Origin of the sequence: Mycolicibacterium thermoresistibile (genome assembly GCF_900187065.1) — a bacterium.
GTDB lineage: Bacteria > Actinomycetota > Actinomycetes > Mycobacteriales > Mycobacteriaceae > Mycobacterium > Mycobacterium thermoresistibile.
In genome coordinates this window covers 2,286,058-2,308,172 of sequence record NZ_LT906483.1, presented here as the reverse complement: position 1 = coordinate 2,308,172, position 22,115 = coordinate 2,286,058, and the positions used below count along the sequence as shown (strand labels likewise).

Genomic DNA, 22,115 nt, shown 5'->3' with positions numbered 1-22,115 from the left:
CAGAATGCCTCTCCAGGGGGGCAACGATGAGGAAAACACCGTCACCGACCGTCAGCCTGGTCGACGTGGCCAGCTATCTGCCGGAGAACCGGATGCCGGCGTCGTGGTACGCCGAACACGCGGAGTCCGACGATCTGCGCGACAACCCGATGTTCGCGCCACCGGAGTACCGACACCACTCGGCGATCGACGAATCCAATGTCGACATGATCGAACGGGCTGCCGCAGGTCTGCTCGGCCGTTACGGGCCGGACGTGCTGCGGGATGTGGACGTGCTGCTCACCCACTCCCAGATGCCCGATCTGCCGATCGTCGGCGCGGGCGGTGAGGTGGCGCACCGGCTCGGGATGAATCCGGAATGGATCATCGACGTGCACAACAGCGGCTGTGCGTCGTTCGTGCAGATGATCAAGCTGGCGCGCCGGTTGCTGTCGTCCGGAAGCGGACGCAAGGCCCTGATCGCGTGTTCCGCCGGCGCCGCGGGGAAGGTGTTCGAACAGCCCGAGGTGCGCAAACTCGCCCAGTCCTCGGTGCCCGGCGACGGTGCGGCGGTCGGGCTGCTCGAAGTCTCCGACCGCTCCCCGGTGCTCGACGTCGAGTGCCGCTACTTCGGTCAGAACGCGGTCGACATGACCCTGGAGACCGACCCGCCGCGACGATGGTGGCAGGCCGGGCCCGGAGAGGGGCACGTCGGGTTCAACGAGGGCAAGATCATGAAGGTGCTCGCCCGCGGCAACCGGATGGTGCCGCAGGTGGTGCGCGCGGTGTGCGACCGCATCGGGGTGAAACCGGTCGACCTCGACCTGCTGATCACGAATCAACCGAACCGGCTGCTGCTGCGCAACTGGGACGAAGCGCTCGAACTGCCCCGCGAACGCCACTGCGACACCTTCCACGAAGCCGGCAACCTGTTCGCGGTGGCGATGCCGCACAACCTGCAGACCGCGATCGAGGACGGGCGGATCGCCGCCGGCGACGTCGTGATGCTGGCGGGGTTCGCCAACGCCGGGGACTTCGCCGGCGCCGCCGCCATTCAGTGGGGCGGCCGGCCCCGATCGGTGCAGACCCAATCTGCGGACACCCGCTCCGGGGAGGCTTCGTCATGACCCACACCGATCAATCCGACCGGGTGGAAATGGTCACCCGGGAGATCATCGAGATGATCAGATCCGAGGTGCCCGCGGCGAATCTGACCGCAGAGTCGGCCCTGCAGGAGGGCGGCATGGACTCGCTGCGGGTGATGTCGCTGGTGCTGCGGATCGAGGCGCGCTACGACATCGAGCTGGACGCCGACGACGGCGGCGACCTCCGCACCGTGCGCGATCTGGCCCAGCTGGTCCTGCGCCGCGTCGACGGTCAGCCATGAGAACCGCACCGACGGTCCGGCCGCTGTTCTCGACCCTCACCGAAGCCCTCGCCGCGGCGGCGCAGACGTCGGCGGAGTTGTCGTTCGTGGCGGTCGACGAGACCGAACGCCACGTTCCGATGGCCGACATCCGGCACCGGGCGCTGGCGATCGCCGCCGATCTGTCGGCGAGCGGGATCCGCCGCGGCGACCGGGTGGCGCTGGTGCTGCCCACCTGTCCGGAGTTCGTCGAGAGCTTCTTCGGGGTGCTGTCTGCCGGCGCCATCCCGGTGCCGCTGTATCCACCGGTGCGGTTGGGCAGGCTCGACGAGTACCACCGCCGCACCGCGGCGATGCTCCGTGCCGCCGACGCCGCGCTGGTGGTGTCCGACCAGCGCATCCGCCGCTTCCTGGGGGTGGCCGTGCACGCCGCCGGCCCCCGCCTGGGCTGTGTGGTCGCCTCCGATCTCGGCGGCGGGGTCGCCGATCCGGGCGCCCGGCCGGCACCGGAACCGGGGTCAGGCGACATCGCCCTCATCCAATTCTCCTCGGGCACAACGCATGACCCGAAACCGGTGGCGCTCACCCACACGAATCTGCTGTACAACCTGGCCGCCATCGGCCGGTACTTCGACGAGGAGCAGCTGCCGGAGATCGTCGGCGTCACCTGGTTGCCGATGTACCACGACATGGGGTTGATCGGGAATCTGTTGTCGGCGTTCTACCATGCGGTGCCGCTGACCCTGCTCCCGCCGGAGTTGTTCGCCGCCAGGCCGGCCGCGTGGCTGCGGGCGATCTCCCGCCACCGGGGCACCGTCTCCGCGGCGCCAAACTTCGCGTTCAGCTTGTGCCACAGCAGGATTCGAGATGACGAGCTGGACGGTGTGAATCTGTCGTCATGGCGGTTGTGCCTCAACGGCGCGGAGGCGGTGAACGCCGACATCCAGCGCAGGTTCGCCGAACGCTTCGCGCGGTGGGGTTTCGCCGCGTCGGCGCTGACGCCGTGTTACGGCATGGCCGAGGCCTCCCTGGCGGTGACGTTCAAACCCGCCCGCACGTCGTTCGCCACACTCCGGGTGGCCGCGGACCGGCTGGCGGCCACCGGTCTGGTGGAACCGGGCGGCAAGGAACTGGTGAGCGTCGGGCGTCCGCTGGCCGGGGTCGAGGTGGAGGTCCGCGACGAGGACGGGCGGGCGCTGCCCGAGGGGCAGGCCGGGCGGATCTTCGTCCGGGGACCGAGCGTGATGAGCGGATACTTCGGGCGTCCCGACCTGACCGAGCAGAGCGTGCACGACGGCTGGCTGGACACCGGGGATCTCGGATTCGTCTTCGCCGGTGAGCTCTTCATCTGCGGTCGGGGTAAGGACACCGTCATCATCCGGGGCGCCAACCACGCGCCGCAGGATTTCGAGGCGGCACTGGAGGGGCTGCCCGGGGTGCGCACCGGATGTGCGGTGGCGGTGGGCTTCGTCCCCGACGGTGACGAGGAGGAGGCGCTGGCACTGCTGGTCGAGACCACCTCCGATGCGCCGGCCACCCTGGCCGACGATGTGGCCACCCGGGTGCTCGAGCGCACGGGGATCGCGGTGAACCATGTGGAACTGCTGGCGCCGGGCACGCTGCCACGAACCTCGAGCGGGAAGATGCGCCGCAGCGAGGCGCGGATGCTGTGGCAGGCCGGCAGACTGCGGCCACCGGCGAAGGTGTCGGCGGTGCGGTTGATGCTGCATGCGGCGCGGGGACAACTGTCGCACGCCCGCGCCGCCTATTCGCGGTTCACGGCGAGCAGGGGCGCGGTCGAACCGGCGCCCCGGACCCAGGTGCCATGAGCGCCGATACCGGAGCTCTCTCACCGAAGCTCGGGTGCCCCGGGGTCACGTGCACAGCCGGCGGCCGATGATCTCTTTCATGATCTCGGTCGTGCCGCCGTAGATGGTCTGCACCCGGGCGTCGAGATAGGACTTGGCGATCGGATACTCCCGCATGTAGCCGTAGCCGCCGTGCAGTTGCAGGCACCGGTCGGCCAGTCGGACGAACGCCTCGGTGGCGAACCACTTGGCCATCGCCGCCTGCTCGGCGGTGAGCTTCCCGGCGTCGTGCAGACGGACGAACTCGTCGACCATGATGCGGATCGCGGTGGCCTCGGTGGCCAGTTCGGCGAGCACGAACCGGCTGTTCTGGAAACTCCCGATCGGCCGGCCGAAGGCCTTCCGCTGCTGCACGTATTCCAGCGTCGACTCCAGCGTCGCCGCCATCGCCGCCGCCGACATCACCGCGATCGACAGCCGCTCCTGCGGCAGGTTCTGCATCAGGTACAGCAGCCCCTTGCCCACCTTGCCGAGTAGGTTCTCCGCCGGCACCCGCACATCGGTGAACGACAACTCCGCGGTGTCCTGGCCCGTCATCCCGATCTTGTCCAGTCTGCGGCCACGTTCGAAACCCGCCATCCCGCGCTCGACGACGAGCAGTGAATAGCCCATCGAACCCTTGTCCGGGTCGGTCTGGGCGAACACGATCACCAGGTCGGCGTTGATCCCGTTGGTGATGAACGTCTTCGACCCGTTGAGCACCCAACCGTCACCGTCGCGCACCGCGCGGGTCCTGATGCCCTGCAGGTCGCTTCCGGCGCCGGGTTCGGTCATGGCGAGCGCGGTGATGCACTCGCCGCTGCAGAACCTCGGCAGCCAGCGTTGCTTCTGTTCGGCGGTGGCGAGCCGCAACAGATACGGCGCGACCATGTCGTTGTGCAACGCGAAGCCGAGTCCGCTGAACCCGGCCGCGGTGGTCTCCTCGGTGACGATCGCGTTGTAGCGGAAGTCGGCGACGCCCCCGCCGCCGTGCTCCTCGGGCACGCCCATTCCCAGAAAGCCCTGCTTACCGGCCTCCAGCCAGACGCCGCGGTCGACGATTCCGTCGATCTCCCACTGCTGGTGGTACGGCGCGACGGAGCGTTTGAGAAATGTGCGGTACGAATCGCGGAACATCTCGTGCTCCGGTTCGAAGAGTGTGCGGTCGTAGAACACCGCCCGGCCCGTGTCGATTCCGCTCATATGTGATCCCCCCGTGTGTGATCCCCCCGTGCCGCAATGACATCCGGCCCCCGAACTGTACCGCCCCGGCGGTCCGAGACACCAGCGTTTAGCAAATGCAGAGTCGGCGAATCAGATCGCGCTCAACTGCGTAAATCTCCGGAAATTCGTTGGGTTCGCAAATGTCGGGAGAGGGGTGTACGGGGTGCGGCGTGCGGTAATGCGGGATCATCGCCACTCCCGCCCCAGCAGACACTAGAGTGCTGACCGTGGAGAAGCGCGCGTCGACTCGCGGGTGGGGCCGTTGGTTGGCGCTCGCGGCCTCGGTCGGCCTCTCCGCCGGGATGATCGTGTACGCCGGAAGCGGGCCCGAACCGCCGTGCTGCGAAGATCAGCCCGCTGCCTCACCCGCGGACCCCGGGGCAGCACCGGGCGCGGTGACCGAGCCGCCGCTGCGCGTCGCCACGCCCGAGGAGACCGAACTACTGGCCGCCAGCGCTCCGTCGGGCGCCCAGGAGTTCCGGTTCGCGTTGCCCGCGGGGGTGGCGCCGGAGGGCGGGCTCCAGGTCAACACCATCTGGGTGGCGCGGGCCATCAGCGTCCTGTTCCCGGAGATCACCACCATCGGCGGCTACCGGCAGGATCCCCTGCGGTGGCATCCCGAGGGGCTGGCGATCGACGTGATGATCCCGAACTGGAACACCCCCGAAGGCATCGCGCTGGGTAACCAGATCGCCGGGTTGGCGCTGGCCAACGCCAAGCGCTGGGGCGTGCTGCACGTGATCTGGCGGCAGGGCTTCTACCCGGGGGTCGGCACCGCGACGTGGACCGCCGACTACGGCTCACCGACCGCCAACCACTACGACCACGTCCACATCGCCACCACCGGCGGCGGTTATCCCACCGGAAGCGAGACCTACTACATCGGGTCGATGGAACGCGCCGGCAACTGAGCCGGCACCGGCAACACCCTGCCGGATTCCGGTGTCGCGATTCACGTTTCGCAGGCCGCCACCCGACCGTTTCTGCAGAACGTGGGTCTCGCGGAGCCCGCCCCGGGGGAACGCGGGGAGCGAATGTGAGCGCCGCGGGCGGCTACGGTATGGTTTTCACGCGTCCGTCGCTCACCGCGGCGACGGGCCGGCGGGCTGTGGCGCAGCTTGGTAGCGCACTACACTGGGGGTGTAGGGGTCGCAGGTTCAAATCCTGTCAGCCCGACCGCACGAGAGCGCCGCACGGTCATGTTGGCCGTGCGGCGCTGTTGTTTTCGGGTCGCCGGCGGATCCGGGTCAGCGGGTCGGCTCCACCACGGCCAACTCGGCGCCCGCCGGCTCGGCCGGCTGCTCCTCCGCCGCCGGTTGCGGCAGGCGCGACAACCGCCAGGCGTGGAGCATCAGCGCCGCCCAGACCATCACGATCAGCGCGTACAGGGCGGACGACCACGGCCACGTCACCCCGAAGAAGGTGACCAGCCGCTGGCTGTTGAGCAGCACGATCAATCCGCCCACCGCGGTGCCGAGCAGCGCCGGGTTCACCCGGCTGACCAGCCAGGCGGCGAACGGGGCGACGATGATGCCGCCGATCGCCAGACCGGCCACCACCGGCAGATTGTGGATGAACTCCTCGCGCAGCCCCACGACGAACCCGAGCGACGCCGACGCGGCGACCAGGAACTCCGATGCGCTGACCGATCCGATCACCGTGCGCGGCGCGGTCTTGCCGCGGGACAGCAGCGTGCTGGTGGTGATCGGCCCCCAGCCCCCGCCGCCGGACGCGTCGATGAAACCGCCGAACAACCCCAGTGGGCTGAGGAACCTCGCCGAGTGCGGGGTGGAGCCGCGGCGCAGCACCGGCGGGTTGCGCAACGAGAACCGCAACAACACATAGGCGCCGATCGCGACCAGGATCGCCGCCATCAGCGGCGCCGCCTTCTCGGTCGACAGCGACGACAGCACGGTGGCGCCGAGGAAAGCCCCGACCGCACCGGGCCCACCGAGCTTGACGACCATCGGCCAGTCGATGTTCTTGAACTTCCAGTGCGACAGGCCCGCCGCCAGCGTGGTGCCGAGTTCGGCGAGGTGGACTGCTGCGCTGGCCTGCGCGGCGCCCAGGCCGCTGAGCACCAGCAACGTGGTGGCGGTGACACCGAAGGCCATTCCGAGAGCGCCGTCGACGAGCTGGGCGCCCACGCCCACGAGCGTGAAGATCAGAAGAGCACGCACTTGTTCCGGCTGCTTTCAACGAGAAGGCCGCCTCGGCGGCGACCCTGTGGTTTATGGGGACGCGTGAACTAAGGACGCGAACAACACCACTCGTCGAAAGCGATGATCCGACGCGACGGCCAGAACGGCTCCAAGGCGGCCAGGGACGACGGCGAGGTGTCAAACCCACGCTCGGCCACAGTCGCCCCCTGTACTCGCAGAAATCGGACCCGCCCAGGCTACCCCACCGCGCCGCACAGCGGTTAACCGCTACAGCGTCAACAGCCGGTACAGCCCGATCAACCCGACCACCACGATCGCCGCCCGCAGGGCGTTGGGCGACAGCCGCCGGCCGTAGTGGGCACCCAGATACCCGCCGATCAGCGACCCCACCGCGATCAGCGCCGCGGCCGTCCAGCTGATCCGGTCGAACGCGACCAGCATGAACCCGGCCGCCGCCACCATGTTGATGAACAGCGACAGCAGGTTCTTGACCGCGTTCATCCGCTGGATGTCCTCGGGCAGCAGCGCCCCCATCAGCGCCATGAACAGGATGCCCTGCGCCGCGGTGAAGTAGCCGCCGTACACCGCGATCGCGAAGGTGCCGAACACCAACGCCACCAGCTGCACCACCGACACGTGGTCGGCGGCCCGCCCGGCGGCCTCGGCCCGCCGCCGCGCCCACGCCTGGATCCGCGGCCCGCACACCACCAGGATCAACGCCGCGACCAGCAGCACCGGAACCACCTGGACGAACACCCGCTCCGGCAGTCGCAGCAGCAGAAAAGCGCCCAACCCGGCCCCGATCAGCGACATCGGGATCTGCCAGCGCAACCGATGCCACTGGCCCCGCAGTTCACGCCGGTAGCCCCACGCCCCGGAGACACCCCCGGCCACCAGACCGACCGCGTTGGACATCGTGGCGGTCACCGGTGGGACACCGAGCGTCACCAGGGTCGGGAAGGTGATCAACGTGCCGGAGCCGACCAGGGCGTTGATCGCTCCGGCCCCGATCCCCGCCAGTGCGATCAGGACCATGTCGACGACAGACACCCGGCAACTGTAGCCCCGGGTGTCGAGCGCTCTCACCGCCGTCGAGAGCGGCCGAAATCACTTCTTGGCGCGCTTCTCCCGCACCCGCACGTTGATCCGGAGGGGACTGCCCTCGAATCCGAACTCCTCACGCAGCCGCCGCTCCAGGAACCGCCGGTAACCGGCTTCCAGAAAACCTGTGGTGAATAACACAAAGGTGGGCGGCCGGATCGCGGCCTGGGTGGCGAACAGCACCCGTGGTTGTCGACCGCCGCGCACCGGCGGCGGGGTGGCGGCCAGCACCTCTTTGAGGAAGGTGTTCAGCTGCCCGGTGGTGATCCGGTTGTCCCACGACGCAAGGGCTCTCTCCAGCGCCGGTACCAGTTTCTGCACGGCACGCCCGGTTTTCGCCGACACGTTGACCCGGGGCGCCCAGTGCACATGGGACAGGTCCATGTCGATCTCGCGTTCCAACAGGTGGCGCCGCTCCTCGTCGACCAGATCCCATTTGTTGAACGCCAGCACCAGCGCCCGGCCGGCGTCGGTGACCATCGACAGGATCCGTTGATCCTGTTCGGTCACCGGTTGGGAGGCATCGATCAGCACGATCACCACCTCTGCGGCGTCGATCGCGCCGTGGGTGCGCACCGAGGCGTAGTACTCGTGTCCGCTGGCCTGACCGACCTTGCGGCGCAACCCGGCGGTGTCGATGAATCGCCATGTCTTCCCGCCTAATTCGATCAGCGAGTCGACGGGGTCCACGGTGGTGCCGGCGACGTCGTGCACCACCGCCCGCTGATCGCCGGCCAACCGGTTGAGCAGCGAACTCTTACCCACATTCGGTTTGCCCACCAACGCCACCCGACGCAGTCCGCCGCCGGCGGCGGCCGCCTGCGAGATCTCCGGCAGCGCTGCCAGGACATGGTCGAGCAGGTCGGCCACTCCCCTGCCGTGCATGGCGCTGATCGGATGCGGTTCACCGAGTCCCAACGACCACAGCGCCGCGGCGTCGGCCTCCCCGCGCTCGTTGTCGACCTTGTTGGCGGCCAGGAACACCGGTTTGCCGGAACGGCGCAGCATCCGTGCGGCGGCCTCGTCTGCGGTGGTCGCCCCGACCACCGCATCGACCACCAGGATGATCACATCGGCGGTGCGCATGGCCACCATGGCCTGATCCGCGACGAGCTGTTGCAGCCCCCTGGCATCGGGTTCCCATCCCCCGGTGTCCTGGATCACGAATCTGCGTCCGCCCCACAGCGCGTCGTAGGACACCCGGTCGCGGGTCACTCCCGGGACGTCCTGCACGACCGCCTCGCGCCGCCCCAGGATCCGGTTGACCAGCGTGGACTTGCCGACGTTGGGCCGCCCCACCACGGCCACCACCGGTGGCACCGCCGCGGCGTCCTCGACGGCCGCGGCCACATCGTCGGCGCCGAGTTCCCAGTCGCTCTCATCGACCCAGGTGCCGTCCCCGGAGGTCATCGCGGTGCTCCCGCCTGTTCGGCGACCAGCGCGGTGAGGTGCTCCACCACCTGTTGTTCGGTCATGTCGCTGGTGTCGACCACCACCGCATCGGCCGCGGCCCGCAGCGGCGCCACCGCCCGGCTGGAGTCCAGCCGGTCCCGGCGTTGCACATCGGCCAGCACCCCGGCGTAGTCGTCGTCGAGGCCCTTGGCCACGTTCTGCGCGTTGCGCCTGCGGGCCCGCTCCTCGGCGGTCGCGGTCAGGAAGATCTTCACATCGGCGTCCGGAAACACCACGGTGCCGATGTCCCGCCCCTCGACCACCACGCTGTCCTCACCGGCCGCCAGCTGACGCTGCAGCGCCACCAGCCGCTCCCGGACCTCCGGCACCGCCGACACCGCCGACACCGCACGGGTGACCGCGTCGCCCCGGATCTCGTCGGAGACATCTTCGGCGCCAAGGTAGAAGCGTTGATCGTCGGGGCTCTGCCCGACGTCCAGCTGCACGGTGTCGGCGATCTCGGCGACCGCCTCCGCATTCCCCGGGTCCACCCCGGCGCGCAGCACTGCCAACGTCACGATCCGGTACATCGCCCCGGTGTCGAGATAGCGCGCACCCAGCGCACGGGCCAAACCCTTTGACACCGAGGACTTCCCGGTTCCGGCCGGGCCGTCCACGGCGACCACCAACGCTGGCCTCACAAACCCACCGCCTTGTACAGTTCGCCAACTTCCTTGCGGGTCAACGCCCGGATACTGCCCGGGCGCTGATCGCCCAGCGTCACGGCGCCGATGTCGGTGCGGACCAGATCCTGCACCGGAAAGCCGACCGCCGCCAGCAGCCGCCGCACGATGCGTTTGCGGCCCTCGTGCAGTGTCACCCGCACCATCGTCTTACCCGGGACCGCGGCGACGACGGCGAAGTCGTCGACGCGGGCCGGCCCGTCCTTCAACTCGACACCTTCCCGCAGCCGGCGGCCCAGGTTGCGGGGCACCGACCCGTGCACCGTCGCCACATACGTCTTGGGCACCTCGAAAGACGGATGCATCAACCGGTGGGCCAGTTCACCGTCGTTGGTCAACAGCATCAGGCCCTCGGTGTCGGCGTCCAGCCGGCCCACGTGGAACAGGTTCTTGTTGCCCCGCACCCGGTGCTCGACCAGATCGCCGATGCACGGCCGGCCCCGGTCGTCCGACATCGTCGAATGCATCCCGCGCGGCTTGTTGATCGCCAGATACACCATGGTGTCGTCGAGCACGATCCGCATCCCGTCGACGCGGATCTCGGCGGTGTCCGGGTCCACCCGGGTGCCCAACTCGGTGACGATCCGCCCGTCGACCTCGACCCGGCCCTCGCGGATCATCTGCTCGGCCACCCGCCGGGACGCCACCCCGGCCTGCGACAACACCTTCTGGAGCCGCACTCCGTCCTGGTCGGCCATGTCAATCCTGATCCATCTCGAACGCCACCGGCTGCTCCTCCGGCGCGGAAGCGTGCAGCTTGGCGAATCGTGGTTCCTCATCCAATGATTCGCTCAGATCGTCGATGACGTCCACATCGGGTAGCAGCGGAGCGATGTCGGGCAGCTCGGCCAGCGACGACAACCCCAGCCGCTCCAGGAACAGCTCGGTGGTGGCGAAGGTGGTGGCCCCGGTGTCGGGATCGGTTCCGGCTTCGGTGATCAGGCCCCGGGCCAGCAGCGTCCGCATCACCGCATCGCAGTTGACCCCGCGCACCGCGCTGACCCGGGCGCGGGTCACCGGCTGCCGGTAGGCCACCACCGCCAGCGTCTCCAGCGCGGCCCGGGTCAACTTGGACCGGGCGCCGTCGAGCAGCAGTCTCTCCACGTACGGCGCGTACCGGGTGCGGGTGTACATCCGCCAGCCGCCGCCGGCCTCGCGCAGATCGATACCGCTGTCGCGGGCGGTGAGCTCGTCGGCCATCGACCGCAGCTTCTCCTCGATCCGCGCGCCGGGTTGCTCGGTGACGGCCGCGAGCGTGTCCACCGTCACCGGCGTGTCGACCACGAGGAGCAGCGCCTCGAGCACCGACTCCAGTTCGGCGTCGCCCAGCTCGGCGTCCTGCCGGCCGCCGACATCCTCGAGTCGGGCACCGGAAACGTCGTCAGTCATCATCCTCGCTCTCAGCGGTCGCCAGGTGTTCGTCCGTGGGTCGTTCCCCGGTCCACGAAACCTGGAGCACACCAAGCGGTTCTGACTGCTCGAATGCTACCGTCCGGGCTCGGTACAGTTCGAGCAGCGCCAGGAACCGTCCCACGATCTCCAGCCCGGTCTGGCAGTCGGCGACCAGTTCACCGAACGACGCCCACTGGCCCGGTCCGCGCCGCTCCAACAGCGACAGCAGCCGTTTGGCCTGTTCGGGCACCGACACCTTGGGCGCGTGCAGATGCTCGGTGGCCACCGTCGGGACCGGCCGCGGGGTGAGCGCCGCCGCCGCGATCTCAGCGAACCGCTCGGCGTCCACCCCCAGCATCACCTCGGGCAGCAGCCGGGTGTAGCGCTCCTCGAGCGACACCGACCGGGGATAGCTGCGCAGCGCGGCGGCCTCCAGCTCGGCGAACATCTCGGCGACGTGCTTGAACGCGCGGTACTGCAGCAGCCGCGCGAACAGCAGGTCCCGCACCTCCAGCAGGGCCAGATCCTCTTCGTCGTGGACCGACCCGTCCGGCAGCAACCGAGCCGCCTTCAGATCCAGCAGCGTGGCCGCCACCACCAGGAACGCGGTCGTCTCCTCCAACGACAGCTCCCGGCCGATCTGGCGGGTGTAGGCGATGAAGTCGTCGGTCACCTGGTGCAGCGCCACCTCGGTGACGTCCAGCCGGTGCGCGAAGATCAGCTGCAGCAGCAGGTCGAACGGGCCCTCGAAATTGGCCAGTCGGACCTGGAACCCGGTGGCTGCCTCGTCGTGGTGTCCGGTGTCGGAGTCGGGCTGCCCACTCACGCGCCGAACCGGTGAATCACCTCACGCGCCAGCGACCGGTAGGCCTCGGCGCCGGTGGACTTCGGCGCCCAGGTGGTGATCGGTTCGCCGGCGACGCTGGTCTCCGGGAATCGCACGGTCCGGGTGATGACCGTGTCGAACACCAGATCGTCGAACCGCTCCACCACGCGGGCCATCACCTCGCGGGAGTTGACGGTGCGCGGATCGTAGCGGGTGACCAGGATGCCGCTGATCTCCAGCTTCGGGTTGAGCCGGTCGCGGACCTTGTCGACGGTGTCGGTCAGCAGCGCCAGACCGCGCAGCGAGAAGTATTCGCATTCGGTCGGGATGATGACCCCGTCGGAGCAGGCCAACCCGTTCACGGTGAGCAGCCCCAGCGAGGGTTGGCAGTCGATCAGCACGTAGTCGTAGCGGTCCAGCACCGGGTGCAGGGCGCGGGCCAGGGCCTGCTCGCGGCCCACCTCGGTGACCAGCTGGATCTCGGCGGCGGACAGGTCGATGTTGCTGGGCACCAGGTCCAGGTTGCGGACCCGGGTGGAGACCAGCACCTCGTCGATCGACACCCGGGGTTCGACCAGCAGGTTGTAGACGGTGTGGTCGAGGTCGTAGTGCGGCACCCCGAGGCCGGCCGACAGGGCGCCCTGCGGATCGAGGTCCACCAGCAGCACCCGGCGCCCGTATTCGGCCAGGCTGGCGCCGAGGTTGATCGTCGAGGTGGTCTTGCCGACGCCGCCCTTCTGGTTGCACATCGCGATGACCTTGGCCGGTCCGTGGGTGGATTTCGGCGGCGGTTCCGGTATCGGTCGTGGTGGCCGGCCGGTCAGGCCGACGACTTCTGCGGTGACTGCGTCGTCGGTCATGCCCAACCCGCGCCACCTGCGCCGGTCGCCCGACCCACACCCATCGCGAACATCGGTGCAGAGTCTATCGGGATGAGCTGGTCGGATACCGCAGACCCGCGGAGGCAGCCGGTTCTGTTCCGGTTTCCGGGCGGCTTTCCGGGCGGCCGCCGGATCACCCGGGCGCCGGCGCGCCCGCGCCGGCCGCAACGGCGGCCACCGGTGTCGGGGCGGGATCGGACCGCGGCCGGTCCGGGGCGTCCGCCGCCTCGCGGATGCCGAACCGGTCGTGCCAGCGGGCCAGCGGCGCCGGAGCCCACCAATTGGCGCGGCCCATCACGTGCATGAACGCCGGCACCAGGATCAGCCGGACCAGGGTGGCGTCCACCAGCACCGCCACCATCAGCCCGAGCCCGATCATCCGCATGAACGACACCTGCGCGCCGATCAGCGCGGCGAACGAGATCGACATGATCAGCGCGGCCGCGGTGATCACCCGGGCGGTGCGGGCCACCCCCAGCGCCACCGCCTCGTCGTTGGCGGCGGCGGTGCGGGAGGAGGCCAGCCAGTGCTCGCGGATCCGGGCGATCAGGAACACCTCGTAGTCCATCGAGATGCCGAACGCCACGCACAGCAGCAGCGCCGGCATGGTGACGGCCATGGTGCCGCTGGGGGTGGTGCCGAGCGCCCCGAGGTGGCCGTCCTGGAAGATCCACACCAACGCACCGAACGCCGCGGTGAGCGACAGGGCGTTGAGCACCAGGGCCTTGATCGGCAGCACGATGCTGCCGGTGAGCAGGAACAACCAGACCAGCGTGGTCAGCGCGATCACGGTCAGCACCACCGTCAACCTGCTGGTGACGGCGACCACGATGTCGTGGTTGATCTGCGCGGTGCCGGTCAGCTGCACCGCCGTGCCGCCGGGCGCCGGGACGGCGCGGATGTCGTTCAGCTGTTCCAGCGAGTCGTCGGAGAACAACGGCGCCACGCTGCCCACCGTGACGAACGCGCTGCCGTCGGCGATCCCGGTGGGCGCCGACGGCGGTCCCACCGATCGACCCCGGACGAACGTGCCCGCCGGTGCCGACACCCACGCCACATCGGTGACCTCGGACAGCCGGGCGGCGTAGCCTGCGAGTTCGTCGGCGGTGAGGCCGGGCGCGTCCGGGAGGACGACGGTGACGTCGGACGCGGAGTCGGTGGCGAAGTTGGTGCGCAGTTCGTGGCCGACCTGATGTGCCGACGCCGACCGCGGCAGCACCCGTTCGTCCGGGAACCCCCAGCGCACCCCCAGGAACGGCGCCCCCAGGAGCAGCAGCACGACGGTGACCGCCAGGCCGGCGACCAGCCAATGCCGCATGACCGCCTTCGCCCACCGGTACCACTTCGACCCGCACACCGCGCGCGGCGCCGGTTCGGCCGCGGCCGGCGTGCGGCGCATCAGTCTGCGGATCAGTCTGCGGATGTCCCACGAATCCAGCCGGGCGCCGAGCACCGTGATCGCCGCCGGGGTGATCACCAGCGCCGCGCACAACGCGAACGCCACCACCCCGACCCCGGCGTAGGCGAACGAACGCAGAAAGTACATCGGGAACAGCGCCAGCGGCACCATCGACGTCGCGACGATCACCGCGGAGAAGATCACGGTGCGGCCCGCCGACGTCATGGTGCGGATCACCGCCTGTTCCCGGCTGCAGCCCTCGGCGAGTTCGTCGCGGTACCGGTTGAGCAGCAACAGCGTGTAATCGATGGCCAGGGCCAACCCCATCGCGATGCTGAGGTTCAACGCGAAGACCGACACCTCGGTGAACATGGTGAAGGTGCGCAGCACCGCCATCGACCCGACGATGGCCAGCACCCCCACCGCCAGCGGCAGCGCCGCGGCGAGCAGACCGCCGAACACCCAGACCAGCACCACGAAGCTGAGCGGGATCGCGATCGCCTCCATCACCAGCAGATCGTGTTCGGTCTGGGTGTCGATCTGCGCGTTGACCAGCGCCGGACCACCGGCACGCACGTTCACCCGGTCCCGGTCGGATCCCACGGCCGCGGCCAGTTGCCTTGCGATGTCCGAGGATTCGGTCTCATTGCCCCGAATCGGCGCGACGATCAGTCCCGCGGTGGCGTCCTCGCTGACCAACCGGTCACCGGCGCCCGGCGGGACAGTCCACGGCGACTGCACGCCGGCCACCTGCGGGGAGGCCTCGAGCGCGGCGACGATCTCGGTTCCCACCCGCCGCGCGGCCTCGCCGTACACCCCGGCGGACGAACTGACGGTCACCAGCAACTGCATGTCGGTCTGATCGAACCGTTCGGCCAGCAACGCCGACGCCTGCGCGGACTCCGAGTGCGGGTCGCGGAATCCGCCCGCGGACAGGCTGCCGGCGACCGGCAGCCCGAACATCGCGGCGCCGACGATGACCAGCACCACCAGCGCCAGGACGCGGCGCGGCGCCGCCACGATTCGCCGGGCCAGGGTTTCGAGCATGTCGACTTCCCAGAGACGTGCGAGTGAATGTTGCCGGCCGGTTCAGCCGCCGTCGGCGACGGGCGTGATCGCGGGCGCCGCGACGAGTTCGGCGGCGATGCGTTTGGCGATCCGCTGGGATTGCTTGGCGGCGAACGAGATCAGTCCCGGCCGGGACTGGAACCCGATGAACCACAGACCGAGTGCGGCCGCCACCTCCCCGGCCGACCGCGGCAGCCCCCGATCGTCGAGCACACCGAGATGGCCGACCAGCGGTTCGAGCCCCCGCGAGTAGCCGGTCGCGCAGATCACCGCGTCGGGTTGCAGCCGGCGCCCGTCGGTCAACACCACGGTGCCACCGTCGAAACGCCCGATGGTGCGGACGACTTCGAACCGCCGGGCCCTGATCGCATCGACCACCTCCCGATCGACGATGACCGGCGCCCGTCCGAGCCGCTTACCGCGCGCGAACACACCCTCCCGCGGGGTGGGCAGACCGTATTCGGAGAGGTCTCCGATGGTGGCCCGCTGGGCCAACCGCGCCATCCGGTCCACCAGGCCGACCGGTGCGTCGAACAGTGGTGTGGCCAGATAATCGGACGGGAACCCGCCCGGCAGCGCACGCAACATGATGTTGGGCGGGGTCCGCACGGCCAACCATGCCTGTGCCGCTCCCCCGGTGGCGACATCATGCACGATCTCCATGGCCGAGGACCCCGCCCCCACCACCAGCACCCGCAGGCCGGAGAACGGAATCGGATTGCGGTACGCCGAGGAATGCAGCAGCCGGCCGGTGAACCCGTCGGCGCCGGGCCAGTCCGGAATGTTCGGGGTGTGCTCGTAACCGGTGGCGACCACCACGTGGCGGGCGCAGACATCCCCGCCGGAGGTCCACAGCCGCCAACCCTCCCCGTCCCGGTCGACCCGTGCCACCGTGGTGCCCAGCAGCAGGTCGATGCCGTCCTCGCGGGCGTGCCGGTCGAGATGGGCCACCACCTGATCGCGGGTCGGGAAAACCGCGGTTCCGGCCGGATAAGGCCGATTGGGCAGATGCGACGTCAGCCTGCCGGTGTTGAGCCGCAGCCGGTCGTAGCGGGCCCGCCAGGACGCACCCACGTGTTCCGCGCGGTCGATCAGCAACGGACGGATCCCCCTGTCGCGCAGGCTGACCGCCGCCGCGACACCGGACGGTCCCGCCCCGATCACCGCCACCTGGTGGTCGTTCATCTGTCCCCCCTCTGTCCCCCTCGGCAGCCCTACCGCTGACCCCGGATGGCGGCCAGCACCGCGCCGGTCGAAGACCGGTCCCCGACGGTGATCCGCACCCCGCCGTCCGGACAGTGCTTCACCCGCAGATCGGTGCCGGCGAACACCTCCGGCCAGCACCGTCCGTCGGCGGGCAGATAGACGAAGTTCGCGTGGGCATCGGTGCTCGCTACTCCGAGCGCCCGCAGTTGTGTCTGCAGGTAGCGCCGTTCCGTGGTGATCATCCGGATCCGCCGGCGCAGTTGCCGATCGGCGCCGTAGGACGCCGCCACCGCGGCCAGGCTGGTGATGCTCATCCCGAACGGCAACTGCATCGCCCACAGCCTCGCCGCCAGTTGCGGTGAACCGAAGGCGTAGCCGATGCGCAGTCCGGCCAGCCCGTATGCCTTCGAGAAGGTGCGCACCCCCACGACATTCGGGAACCGGCGAATCAGGCCGACGGCGTCGAGGCGGTGTCCGGGGGCGACGAACTCGACGTAGGCCTCGTCGATGAGGACCACCGTGTCGGCGGACAGCCGGCTCAGGAAACCTTCGATCGCGGCCGCCGGCTCCACGGTTCCGGTCGGGTTGTGCGGCCGGCACAACGCGACCACCCGGGCGTGTTCCGCCGCCTCGGCCATCGCCGTCAGGTCGTGTCGGCCGTCGGGAGCCAGCGGGACCTCGACGGGTTCCAGCCGCCGCATCCGGGCCACGATCGGATATCCCTCGAAGGTGGGGGTCGCCATGACGATCCGGTCGTGCTCGTCGGCGATCGCGTGCAGCACCTGCAGCATCACGCCGGTTGCGCCGCCGCCCAGGATCACCTGGTCGGGGGGCACGCCGATGCGCTCGGCGATCAGGCTCCGCAACCGTTCGGGCAGGAACTCCGGATAGCGGTTCGCCGCGCTGACGGCCTCGATCAGCGCCACCCGGACCGCGGGCAGCGGTGGGAACGGACTCTCGTTGAGGGACAACGCCATCGGATCGACGGCGGATGGGACAACCGGAGTGGTGTCCGGTTGCCGCCGGCCCGGCAGCGACCGTTCGGCCGGCGGGGCCTCGATCAGCGAGGTCATGACCCGCTCAGCTCATCCAGAGTGGTTTGACCGGCAACCCGTTGTGGTGCCGGTATTCGGCGATCCTCTTGAGGTTCCGCAGTTCCAGCGCATGGCCGGCGCCGAACATGTCCCAGAAGTCGCCCACCCACACCGGCCGTTCGGGCGGCGCGGTCTCCGGATAGGGGTTCTCGTCGTAGAACGGGTGGTGGCAGTTGGTCCACAACACCACCGATCCCGGTTTGTCGAGCACCAGTTGTGCGTCGATGACCCGCATCAGATAGATCATCCAGAGGTGTTTGCCCTGATCCCAGGCGCAGTGGTAGTCGACGATGCGGGCCTGCGGGTTGGCGACGGTGCGGGTGTAGATCTTCGTCTCCGAGCCGAGCCGGTCCCAGGCCAGCCACAGTCCGGGTTCGTCGGTCTCCTCGAAGCCACGCAGACTGTACGTCCACTCCTCCAGGCACCGGGTGTCGGACATCCAGTCATAGAGTTCGTCCGGCGGGCAGTCGACGTAGTCCTGCACGGTGCAGAACGGACCGTAGACGTCGTCGTGCGGGTACACCGACCTGATCATGTCCATGATGATCGGGGTGGCTTTCTCCCGGGGGGACGTCTCGATCCGGATCACACCGTCGATCGGCTCGGTGCTTCCCCGATGGACGGCAATGTCCTCAAGCGCTGGCAGCGACATCGATCTTCTCCTCGTGCGTGGTGGGTGTGGCCTGGGTGTCGGCGGCGGCCGACGGGGCTGCGAGAAATGGTGCGAACGGCGGGATCTCGTCAGCAGAACATTCGATGCTCACCACCGCCGGACCGTCCGCCGCCAGCGCGCCGGCCAATGCCTGCGGTAACGACTCCGCGTCGGCCACATCCACGGCGGGAAGGCCCGGGAACATGGTGGCCAGACCGGCCCCCAGATTGCTGCGGGTGAACCGGTTGTAGCTGTACCTGTCGTCGTAGAACAGCTGTTCGCGGGTCAGGCACATGGCGTGGGCGTTGTTGTTGAACAGCACCACGGTGATCGGGAGCCGGTACTGGATGGCCGTGTGGATCTCCAGTCCGTGCATGAAGAACGATCCGTCGCCGGCGATCACCACGGTGCGCTGCCGGCGGCCGAACGCCATGCCGATCGCGGCGCCGAAGCTGTACCCCATCCCGCCCATGCCGAGGGCGACGGCGAACCTGCCGCCGCGACGCACCGGAAGGTAGTGGATGGCCGCGGCGCCGGTGTTCCCGGCATCGATGACGATGTCGGCCCCGTCGGGAAGTGCCGCGTCCAGCGCCGCCATCGCGTCGCGGTAGCGCACACCGGGGCCGTCATGGGGCGGCGGCGCCAACTCGGTGCGCCGGGAGATCTCGGGCACCCGCAGACCGTGCGGCCGGCCCCGGCCGGTCAACGCACTGGTCAACTGGCTCAACGTGGTACGCAGGTCCTCGGTGTGCACATGGGTGCAGGGCACATACGGTGCGACCGCGCCCACCGACAACGTGCGCACCCTGGCCAACGCCTCGTCCAGGCCGGCGCGGGCGGTCACCGGCAGCCGCGCCCCGACCAGCAGGCACACCGCGCTCGCCGCCACGGCCTCGGCGGCCGAGGGATGGCCCATCACCCCGGTGACGCCCAGCGACGACGACGAGCCGAGGCCCGGGATGCCGGCCACATCCTTGGCATCGGGCACACATGCCACCCGGGCGCGCAACGTGGCTCGCAGCATCTCCAGTTCGCGGCGGGCGTCGTCGCGGGCAACCTGTTCGCCGGCGATGATGGTGACCGGTCCGCGGGCCTGTTGCAGTGCCCGCGCGATCGGATGCGGATCGGAGAACCGGACCCGGGGCCGGCCCGCGGCGTGTTCGGCCTGCCGATCGTCGTGATGCTGCCGGTTCAGCTGGGCCTGCTGAACATCCTTGGGCAGCAACAGGACCGCGGGACCACCGGTGAGCGCCGCCATGATCGCCCGGGGCAGCTCGGCGACGATGTCGGCCGCCGAACAGACCCGTTCGCACAACACCGACACCGTCGTGAACAACGCCTCGGCGTCGAGCGCCCCGTTGCGTCCGCTGGTGTCCTGGAAGCTGCCCCGGCCGTCCAGGGTGGTGGGGGGTTGGCCCACCAGGGCCAGCACCGGAACCCGGCTGGCGAACGACTCTCCGAGCGCGGCCACCAGATTCAGCGATCCGCCCCCGGAGGTCGCGGCGACGACACCCAGGCCGGCCCCGCTGCGGCTGTAGCCGTCGGCCATGGTCGCCGCCGAGAACTCGTGTTTGGCCAGCACCGCGGTGATCCCGTCGTGGAAGTACGCGGCGTCGTAGACGTCTTCGATGTTCGCCCCGTCCACCCCGAAGATGTGGGTGACCGCGCCCGCGGCGAGGTAGTCCAGGATGTAGTCGACCACCCGCATCCGGCCCAGCGGACCGCCCGGGGTGTCCGCTCCGTTGAAAGCCATGTTCCACTCCCCCCTTGGACCATGAGCGCCACAAAGCCGCGAACTCGTCGACCGGCTCCCCCTGCGTGGCAGCAATACCGTACAACGGGAAACCCCGTTTGCCCCCGGGGATTTTTCCCGCTGGAATCCGACTCCTTGAAATGGCAATTTCCCGTATCCGGCAGGGAATCCCGGGCGAGCCTCCGACCTGCGCACTTGACGGTCGTTAGGAAACTGTGATGCTGACAGCAAGCTGAGAACTGGTCAGTAGCCTCGGCATGCGAAATCGTTGCGATATCGACATACCGGCGTGGATTGCACCGGTACAGCAACCTCTGCGTCACCCACGTGGACACTCCGGCGCCGGGCGGGACCGCTCCGGGACGGCGTCCGGCCCGACGCGGCGCCCGCGGACGCGGACACACCTCGCCAGGGCCGCATCACCTCGGCGTATCTGATCTGCTCACGTCGCGAAAGTCTGCGCGATACGCATCCGGCGGGCCGCCCCACGGCATATGCTCGCTACCACTCGGCCCCGATGCGGGCTCGCGCCGCGTCGATGACGACCGCCGGGACCGGGCGCACCGCAGCGCGCAATCCGGGCAATAGCCCAGACAGGATCACGATATGTTTGCCAGCATCACCGGCCGCCGCTCCGGTTCACAGGCCGCCGCGGAATCCCGGCAAAGCACGGTCGTCCGTCGATGAGCACGGTCACCCTCGGGTCGCCGCTCGGCCTGATACGCGCCGTCGGCGCGGGGGCCGACCCGGTCGGCTTCTTCCGTCGGCACGCAGCCGACAACCGCCCGATCGCACTGGACTTCCCCGGGTTGGGCCACGTGGCGTTCTTCGGGACGAAGCAGGCCGCGCGCGACATCCTGACCCTGCCGGTCGAAGCCTGCCGTGCCCCGGTGCCCAATCCCATCGAACCGGTCGTCGGCCCGGGATCGCTGATTCTGCTGTCCGGAGACGCGCACCGGCGGGAACGTTCCCTGCTGACCCCGGCATTTCACGGTGAACGGGTCAAGAGTTACGCCGACGTCATCGCGTCCGCCACCGCGGACGAACTCGCCAGGGCACGCCCGGACGGCATCATCGCGGTGCAACGGTTGAGCATCGCGATCACCCTGCACGTGGCGATCCGGGTGATCTTCAGCGTCACCGACGATTCCCGGCGCCTCGAATACACCGACGCGGTCCAGGCGCTGCTGCGGGCGAACAACGCCGCCCTGATGCTGGTTCCGGCGCTGCGCCGCGACCTCGGCCGGTGGAGTCCGTGGTCGCGGCTGATCCGGCTCCGGAACCAGCTCGACGAACTGCTCTCCGGTGACATGGCCGCACGTCTGGAAAGCGGCCCACCCACCCAGGACATGCTCAGCGTGTTGCTCGACTCCACCGACGAGAAGGGACGGCGGCACAGCAGCGAGGAACTGCACGATCAGCTGCGCACCCTGCTCGCCGCCGGACATGAGACCACCGCCACGGCGCTGACCTGGACGCTCTACCACATCCACCGCGACGATGCGATCCGGACGCGGGTGCGCGCGGAGTTGGCGTCCTGCACCTCGCCACTGGACATCATCGCGCTGCCCTACCTCAACGCGGTGGTCAAGGAGGCCCTGCGGATGCACCCGCCGGTGCCGATCGTGTTGCGCCAGCTGGCGGCTCGCCGCAGTGTCGATGGGATCGAGTTCGCCGAGTCCGACATCGTGGGCATCGCGCTGTACGCGTTGCACTACAACCCGGAGATCTGGGACCACCCCGACCGCTTCGACGATGAGCGGTTCCTGCGACGCCGCACCTCGCCGTTCGAGTTCGCGCCGTTCGGGGGTGGGCACCGCCGCTGTATCGGCGCCCCGTTCGCGGCCGCCGAGTTGGCCGTCGCCATCGGAACCATCATGTCGCTCGTCGATCTGCGCATGTCCACACCCGAGCGGCGCAGGCCCCCGCCCCGCAGCAGCGCGCGCGGAATCGCGGTGGCGCCCAACCGCGACATCATGCTCGAGATCGTCGAAAAGTAGCGCGGGGACAGGTATTTCGACAAAGGGGGG

At 69.4% G+C, this 22,115-nt stretch carries 19 protein-coding genes and 1 tRNA gene; 6 read left to right on the top strand and 14 right to left on the bottom strand.

Going from position 1 to position 22,115, the window contains the following annotated elements:
* Positions 1 to 26 precede the first annotated feature (26 nt).
* Genes CKW28_RS10775 through CKW28_RS10765 form a run of 3 tightly spaced genes read left to right on the top strand, consistent with a single transcriptional unit; the run spans position 27 to position 3,174 of the window.
* On the top strand, positions 27 to 1,106 hold the full coding sequence (locus tag CKW28_RS10775; RefSeq protein WP_050812073.1) for a 3-oxoacyl-ACP synthase III family protein: 1,080 nt from the start codon (positions 27 to 29) through the stop codon (positions 1,104 to 1,106).
* Entirely contained in the window at positions 1,103 to 1,366 is a 264-nt protein-coding gene (locus tag CKW28_RS10770) for an acyl carrier protein (RefSeq protein WP_003927396.1), read from the top strand. Before CKW28_RS10775 ends, CKW28_RS10770 begins: the two co-directional genes overlap by 4 nt.
* Positions 1,363 to 3,174 carry a fatty acyl-AMP ligase gene (locus CKW28_RS10765; protein ID WP_003927397.1) on the top strand — a complete coding sequence of 604 codons (1,812 nt, stop codon included), beginning with the start codon at positions 1,363 to 1,365 and terminating at the stop codon, positions 3,172 to 3,174. The genes CKW28_RS10770 and CKW28_RS10765 overlap by 4 nt, the downstream gene beginning before the upstream one ends.
* Before the next feature lie 45 nt (positions 3,175 to 3,219).
* On the opposite strand, the gene CKW28_RS10760 is transcribed toward CKW28_RS10765, so the two are convergent.
* Positions 3,220 to 4,395 (bottom strand): acyl-CoA dehydrogenase family protein, encoded by a 1,176-nt coding sequence (locus CKW28_RS10760; protein WP_003927398.1) that lies wholly within the window; start codon positions 4,393 to 4,395, stop codon positions 3,220 to 3,222.
* A gap of 248 nt (positions 4,396 to 4,643) precedes the next feature.
* On the opposite strand from CKW28_RS10760, the gene CKW28_RS10755 reads away from it, so the two are divergent.
* Positions 4,644 to 5,327, top strand: coding sequence for a VldE C-terminal domain-containing protein (locus CKW28_RS10755; RefSeq protein WP_040548121.1), 684 nt, complete (start codon positions 4,644 to 4,646; stop codon positions 5,325 to 5,327).
* 191 nt (positions 5,328 to 5,518) lie between these two features.
* Positions 5,519 to 5,592 (top strand) — tRNA-Pro (locus CKW28_RS10750).
* Between the two features lie 71 nt (positions 5,593 to 5,663).
* Here CKW28_RS10750 and CKW28_RS10745 read toward each other — a convergent pair.
* The 13 genes from CKW28_RS10745 to CKW28_RS10680 all read right to left on the bottom strand — a co-directional run bounded on the left by CKW28_RS10745 (position 5,664) and on the right by CKW28_RS10680 (position 20,085).
* Positions 5,664 to 6,596 carry a sulfite exporter TauE/SafE family protein gene (locus CKW28_RS10745; RefSeq protein WP_003927400.1) on the bottom strand — a complete coding sequence of 311 codons (933 nt, stop codon included), beginning with the start codon at positions 6,594 to 6,596 and terminating at the stop codon, positions 5,664 to 5,666.
* Between the two features lie 249 nt (positions 6,597 to 6,845).
* Positions 6,846 to 7,628: a sulfite exporter TauE/SafE family protein gene (locus tag CKW28_RS10735; protein WP_040548123.1), complete on the bottom strand. Its 783-nt coding sequence runs from the start codon at positions 7,626 to 7,628 to the stop codon at positions 6,846 to 6,848.
* A gap of 57 nt (positions 7,629 to 7,685) precedes the next feature.
* Complete coding sequence (gene der / locus CKW28_RS10730; RefSeq protein ID WP_003927402.1) at positions 7,686 to 9,089, bottom strand: ribosome biogenesis GTPase Der; 1,404 nt, start codon at positions 9,087 to 9,089, stop codon at positions 7,686 to 7,688.
* Positions 9,086 to 9,772 carry a (d)CMP kinase gene (gene cmk, locus CKW28_RS10725; protein WP_040548087.1) on the bottom strand — a complete coding sequence of 229 codons (687 nt, stop codon included), beginning with the start codon at positions 9,770 to 9,772 and terminating at the stop codon, positions 9,086 to 9,088. The genes der and cmk overlap by 4 nt, the downstream gene beginning before the upstream one ends.
* Positions 9,769 to 10,512, bottom strand: coding sequence for a pseudouridine synthase (locus CKW28_RS10720; RefSeq protein ID WP_003927404.1), 744 nt, complete (start codon positions 10,510 to 10,512; stop codon positions 9,769 to 9,771). Before CKW28_RS10720 ends, cmk begins: the two co-directional genes overlap by 4 nt.
* A gap of 1 nt (position 10,513) precedes the next feature.
* A complete protein-coding gene (gene scpB, locus CKW28_RS10715; RefSeq protein ID WP_003927405.1) occupies positions 10,514 to 11,203 on the bottom strand; it encodes an SMC-Scp complex subunit ScpB in 690 nt (229 codons plus the stop codon).
* On the bottom strand, positions 11,196 to 12,032 hold the full coding sequence (locus CKW28_RS10710; RefSeq protein WP_003927406.1) for a segregation/condensation protein A: 837 nt from the start codon (positions 12,030 to 12,032) through the stop codon (positions 11,196 to 11,198). The genes scpB and CKW28_RS10710 overlap by 8 nt, the downstream gene beginning before the upstream one ends.
* Complete coding sequence (locus CKW28_RS10705) at positions 12,029 to 12,892, bottom strand: ParA family protein (RefSeq protein WP_003927407.1); 864 nt, start codon at positions 12,890 to 12,892, stop codon at positions 12,029 to 12,031. Before CKW28_RS10705 ends, CKW28_RS10710 begins: the two co-directional genes overlap by 4 nt.
* A 154-nt stretch (positions 12,893 to 13,046) precedes the next feature.
* Positions 13,047 to 15,359, bottom strand: coding sequence for an MMPL family transporter (locus tag CKW28_RS10700; RefSeq protein WP_003927408.1), 2,313 nt, complete (start codon positions 15,357 to 15,359; stop codon positions 13,047 to 13,049).
* Positions 15,360 to 15,401: 42 nt separating this feature from the next.
* Positions 15,402 to 16,565 (bottom strand): flavin-containing monooxygenase, encoded by a 1,164-nt coding sequence (locus CKW28_RS10695; RefSeq protein WP_003927409.1) that lies wholly within the window; start codon positions 16,563 to 16,565, stop codon positions 15,402 to 15,404.
* Positions 16,566 to 16,594: 29 nt separating this feature from the next.
* Positions 16,595 to 17,563 (bottom strand): pyridoxal phosphate-dependent aminotransferase, encoded by a 969-nt coding sequence (locus CKW28_RS10690; RefSeq protein ID WP_234784980.1) that lies wholly within the window; start codon positions 17,561 to 17,563, stop codon positions 16,595 to 16,597.
* 103 nt (positions 17,564 to 17,666) lie between these two features.
* Positions 17,667 to 18,332: a hypothetical protein gene (locus CKW28_RS10685; protein WP_003927411.1), complete on the bottom strand. Its 666-nt coding sequence runs from the start codon at positions 18,330 to 18,332 to the stop codon at positions 17,667 to 17,669.
* Complete coding sequence (locus CKW28_RS10680; RefSeq protein WP_003927412.1) at positions 18,313 to 20,085, bottom strand: thiamine pyrophosphate-binding protein; 1,773 nt, start codon at positions 20,083 to 20,085, stop codon at positions 18,313 to 18,315. The genes CKW28_RS10685 and CKW28_RS10680 overlap by 20 nt, the downstream gene beginning before the upstream one ends.
* Positions 20,086 to 20,768: 683 nt before the next feature.
* Between CKW28_RS10680 and CKW28_RS10675 the strand changes: the two genes are divergently transcribed.
* The gene (locus CKW28_RS10675) at positions 20,769 to 22,085 is read left to right on the top strand and encodes a cytochrome P450 (protein WP_003927413.1); all 1,317 of its coding nucleotides are present in this window, start codon (positions 20,769 to 20,771) and stop codon (positions 22,083 to 22,085) included.
* The last annotated feature ends 30 nt before the right edge of the window (positions 22,086 to 22,115 follow it).

Excerpts from the sequence above, each read along its gene's own strand:
- CKW28_RS10775 (WP_050812073.1), top strand. The coding sequence starts at position 27 with ATGAGGAAAACACCGTCACCGACCGTCAGCCTGGTCGACGTGGCCAGC.
- CKW28_RS10770 (WP_003927396.1), top strand. The coding sequence starts at position 1,103 with ATGACCCACACCGATCAATCCGACCGGGTGGAAATGGTCACCCGGGAG.
- CKW28_RS10765 (WP_003927397.1), top strand. The coding sequence starts at position 1,363 with ATGAGAACCGCACCGACGGTCCGGCCGCTGTTCTCGACCCTCACCGAA.
- CKW28_RS10760 (WP_003927398.1), bottom strand. The coding sequence starts at position 4,395 with ATGAGCGGAATCGACACGGGCCGGGCGGTGTTCTACGACCGCACACTC.
- der (WP_003927402.1), bottom strand. The coding sequence starts at position 9,089 with ATGACCTCCGGGGACGGCACCTGGGTCGATGAGAGCGACTGGGAACTC.
- CKW28_RS10720 (WP_003927404.1), bottom strand. The coding sequence starts at position 10,512 with ATGGCCGACCAGGACGGAGTGCGGCTCCAGAAGGTGTTGTCGCAGGCC.
- scpB (WP_003927405.1), bottom strand. The coding sequence starts at position 11,203 with ATGACTGACGACGTTTCCGGTGCCCGACTCGAGGATGTCGGCGGCCGG.
- CKW28_RS10705 (WP_003927407.1), bottom strand. The coding sequence starts at position 12,892 with ATGACCGACGACGCAGTCACCGCAGAAGTCGTCGGCCTGACCGGCCGG.
- CKW28_RS10700 (WP_003927408.1), bottom strand. The coding sequence starts at position 15,359 with ATGCTCGAAACCCTGGCCCGGCGAATCGTGGCGGCGCCGCGCCGCGTC.
- CKW28_RS10695 (WP_003927409.1), bottom strand. The coding sequence starts at position 16,565 with ATGAACGACCACCAGGTGGCGGTGATCGGGGCGGGACCGTCCGGTGTC.
- CKW28_RS10690 (WP_234784980.1), bottom strand. The coding sequence starts at position 17,563 with ATGGCGTTGTCCCTCAACGAGAGTCCGTTCCCACCGCTGCCCGCGGTC.
- CKW28_RS10685 (WP_003927411.1), bottom strand. The coding sequence starts at position 18,332 with ATGTCGCTGCCAGCGCTTGAGGACATTGCCGTCCATCGGGGAAGCACC.
- CKW28_RS10680 (WP_003927412.1), bottom strand. The coding sequence starts at position 20,085 with ATGGCTTTCAACGGAGCGGACACCCCGGGCGGTCCGCTGGGCCGGATG.
- CKW28_RS10675 (WP_003927413.1), top strand. The coding sequence starts at position 20,769 with ATGAGCACGGTCACCCTCGGGTCGCCGCTCGGCCTGATACGCGCCGTC.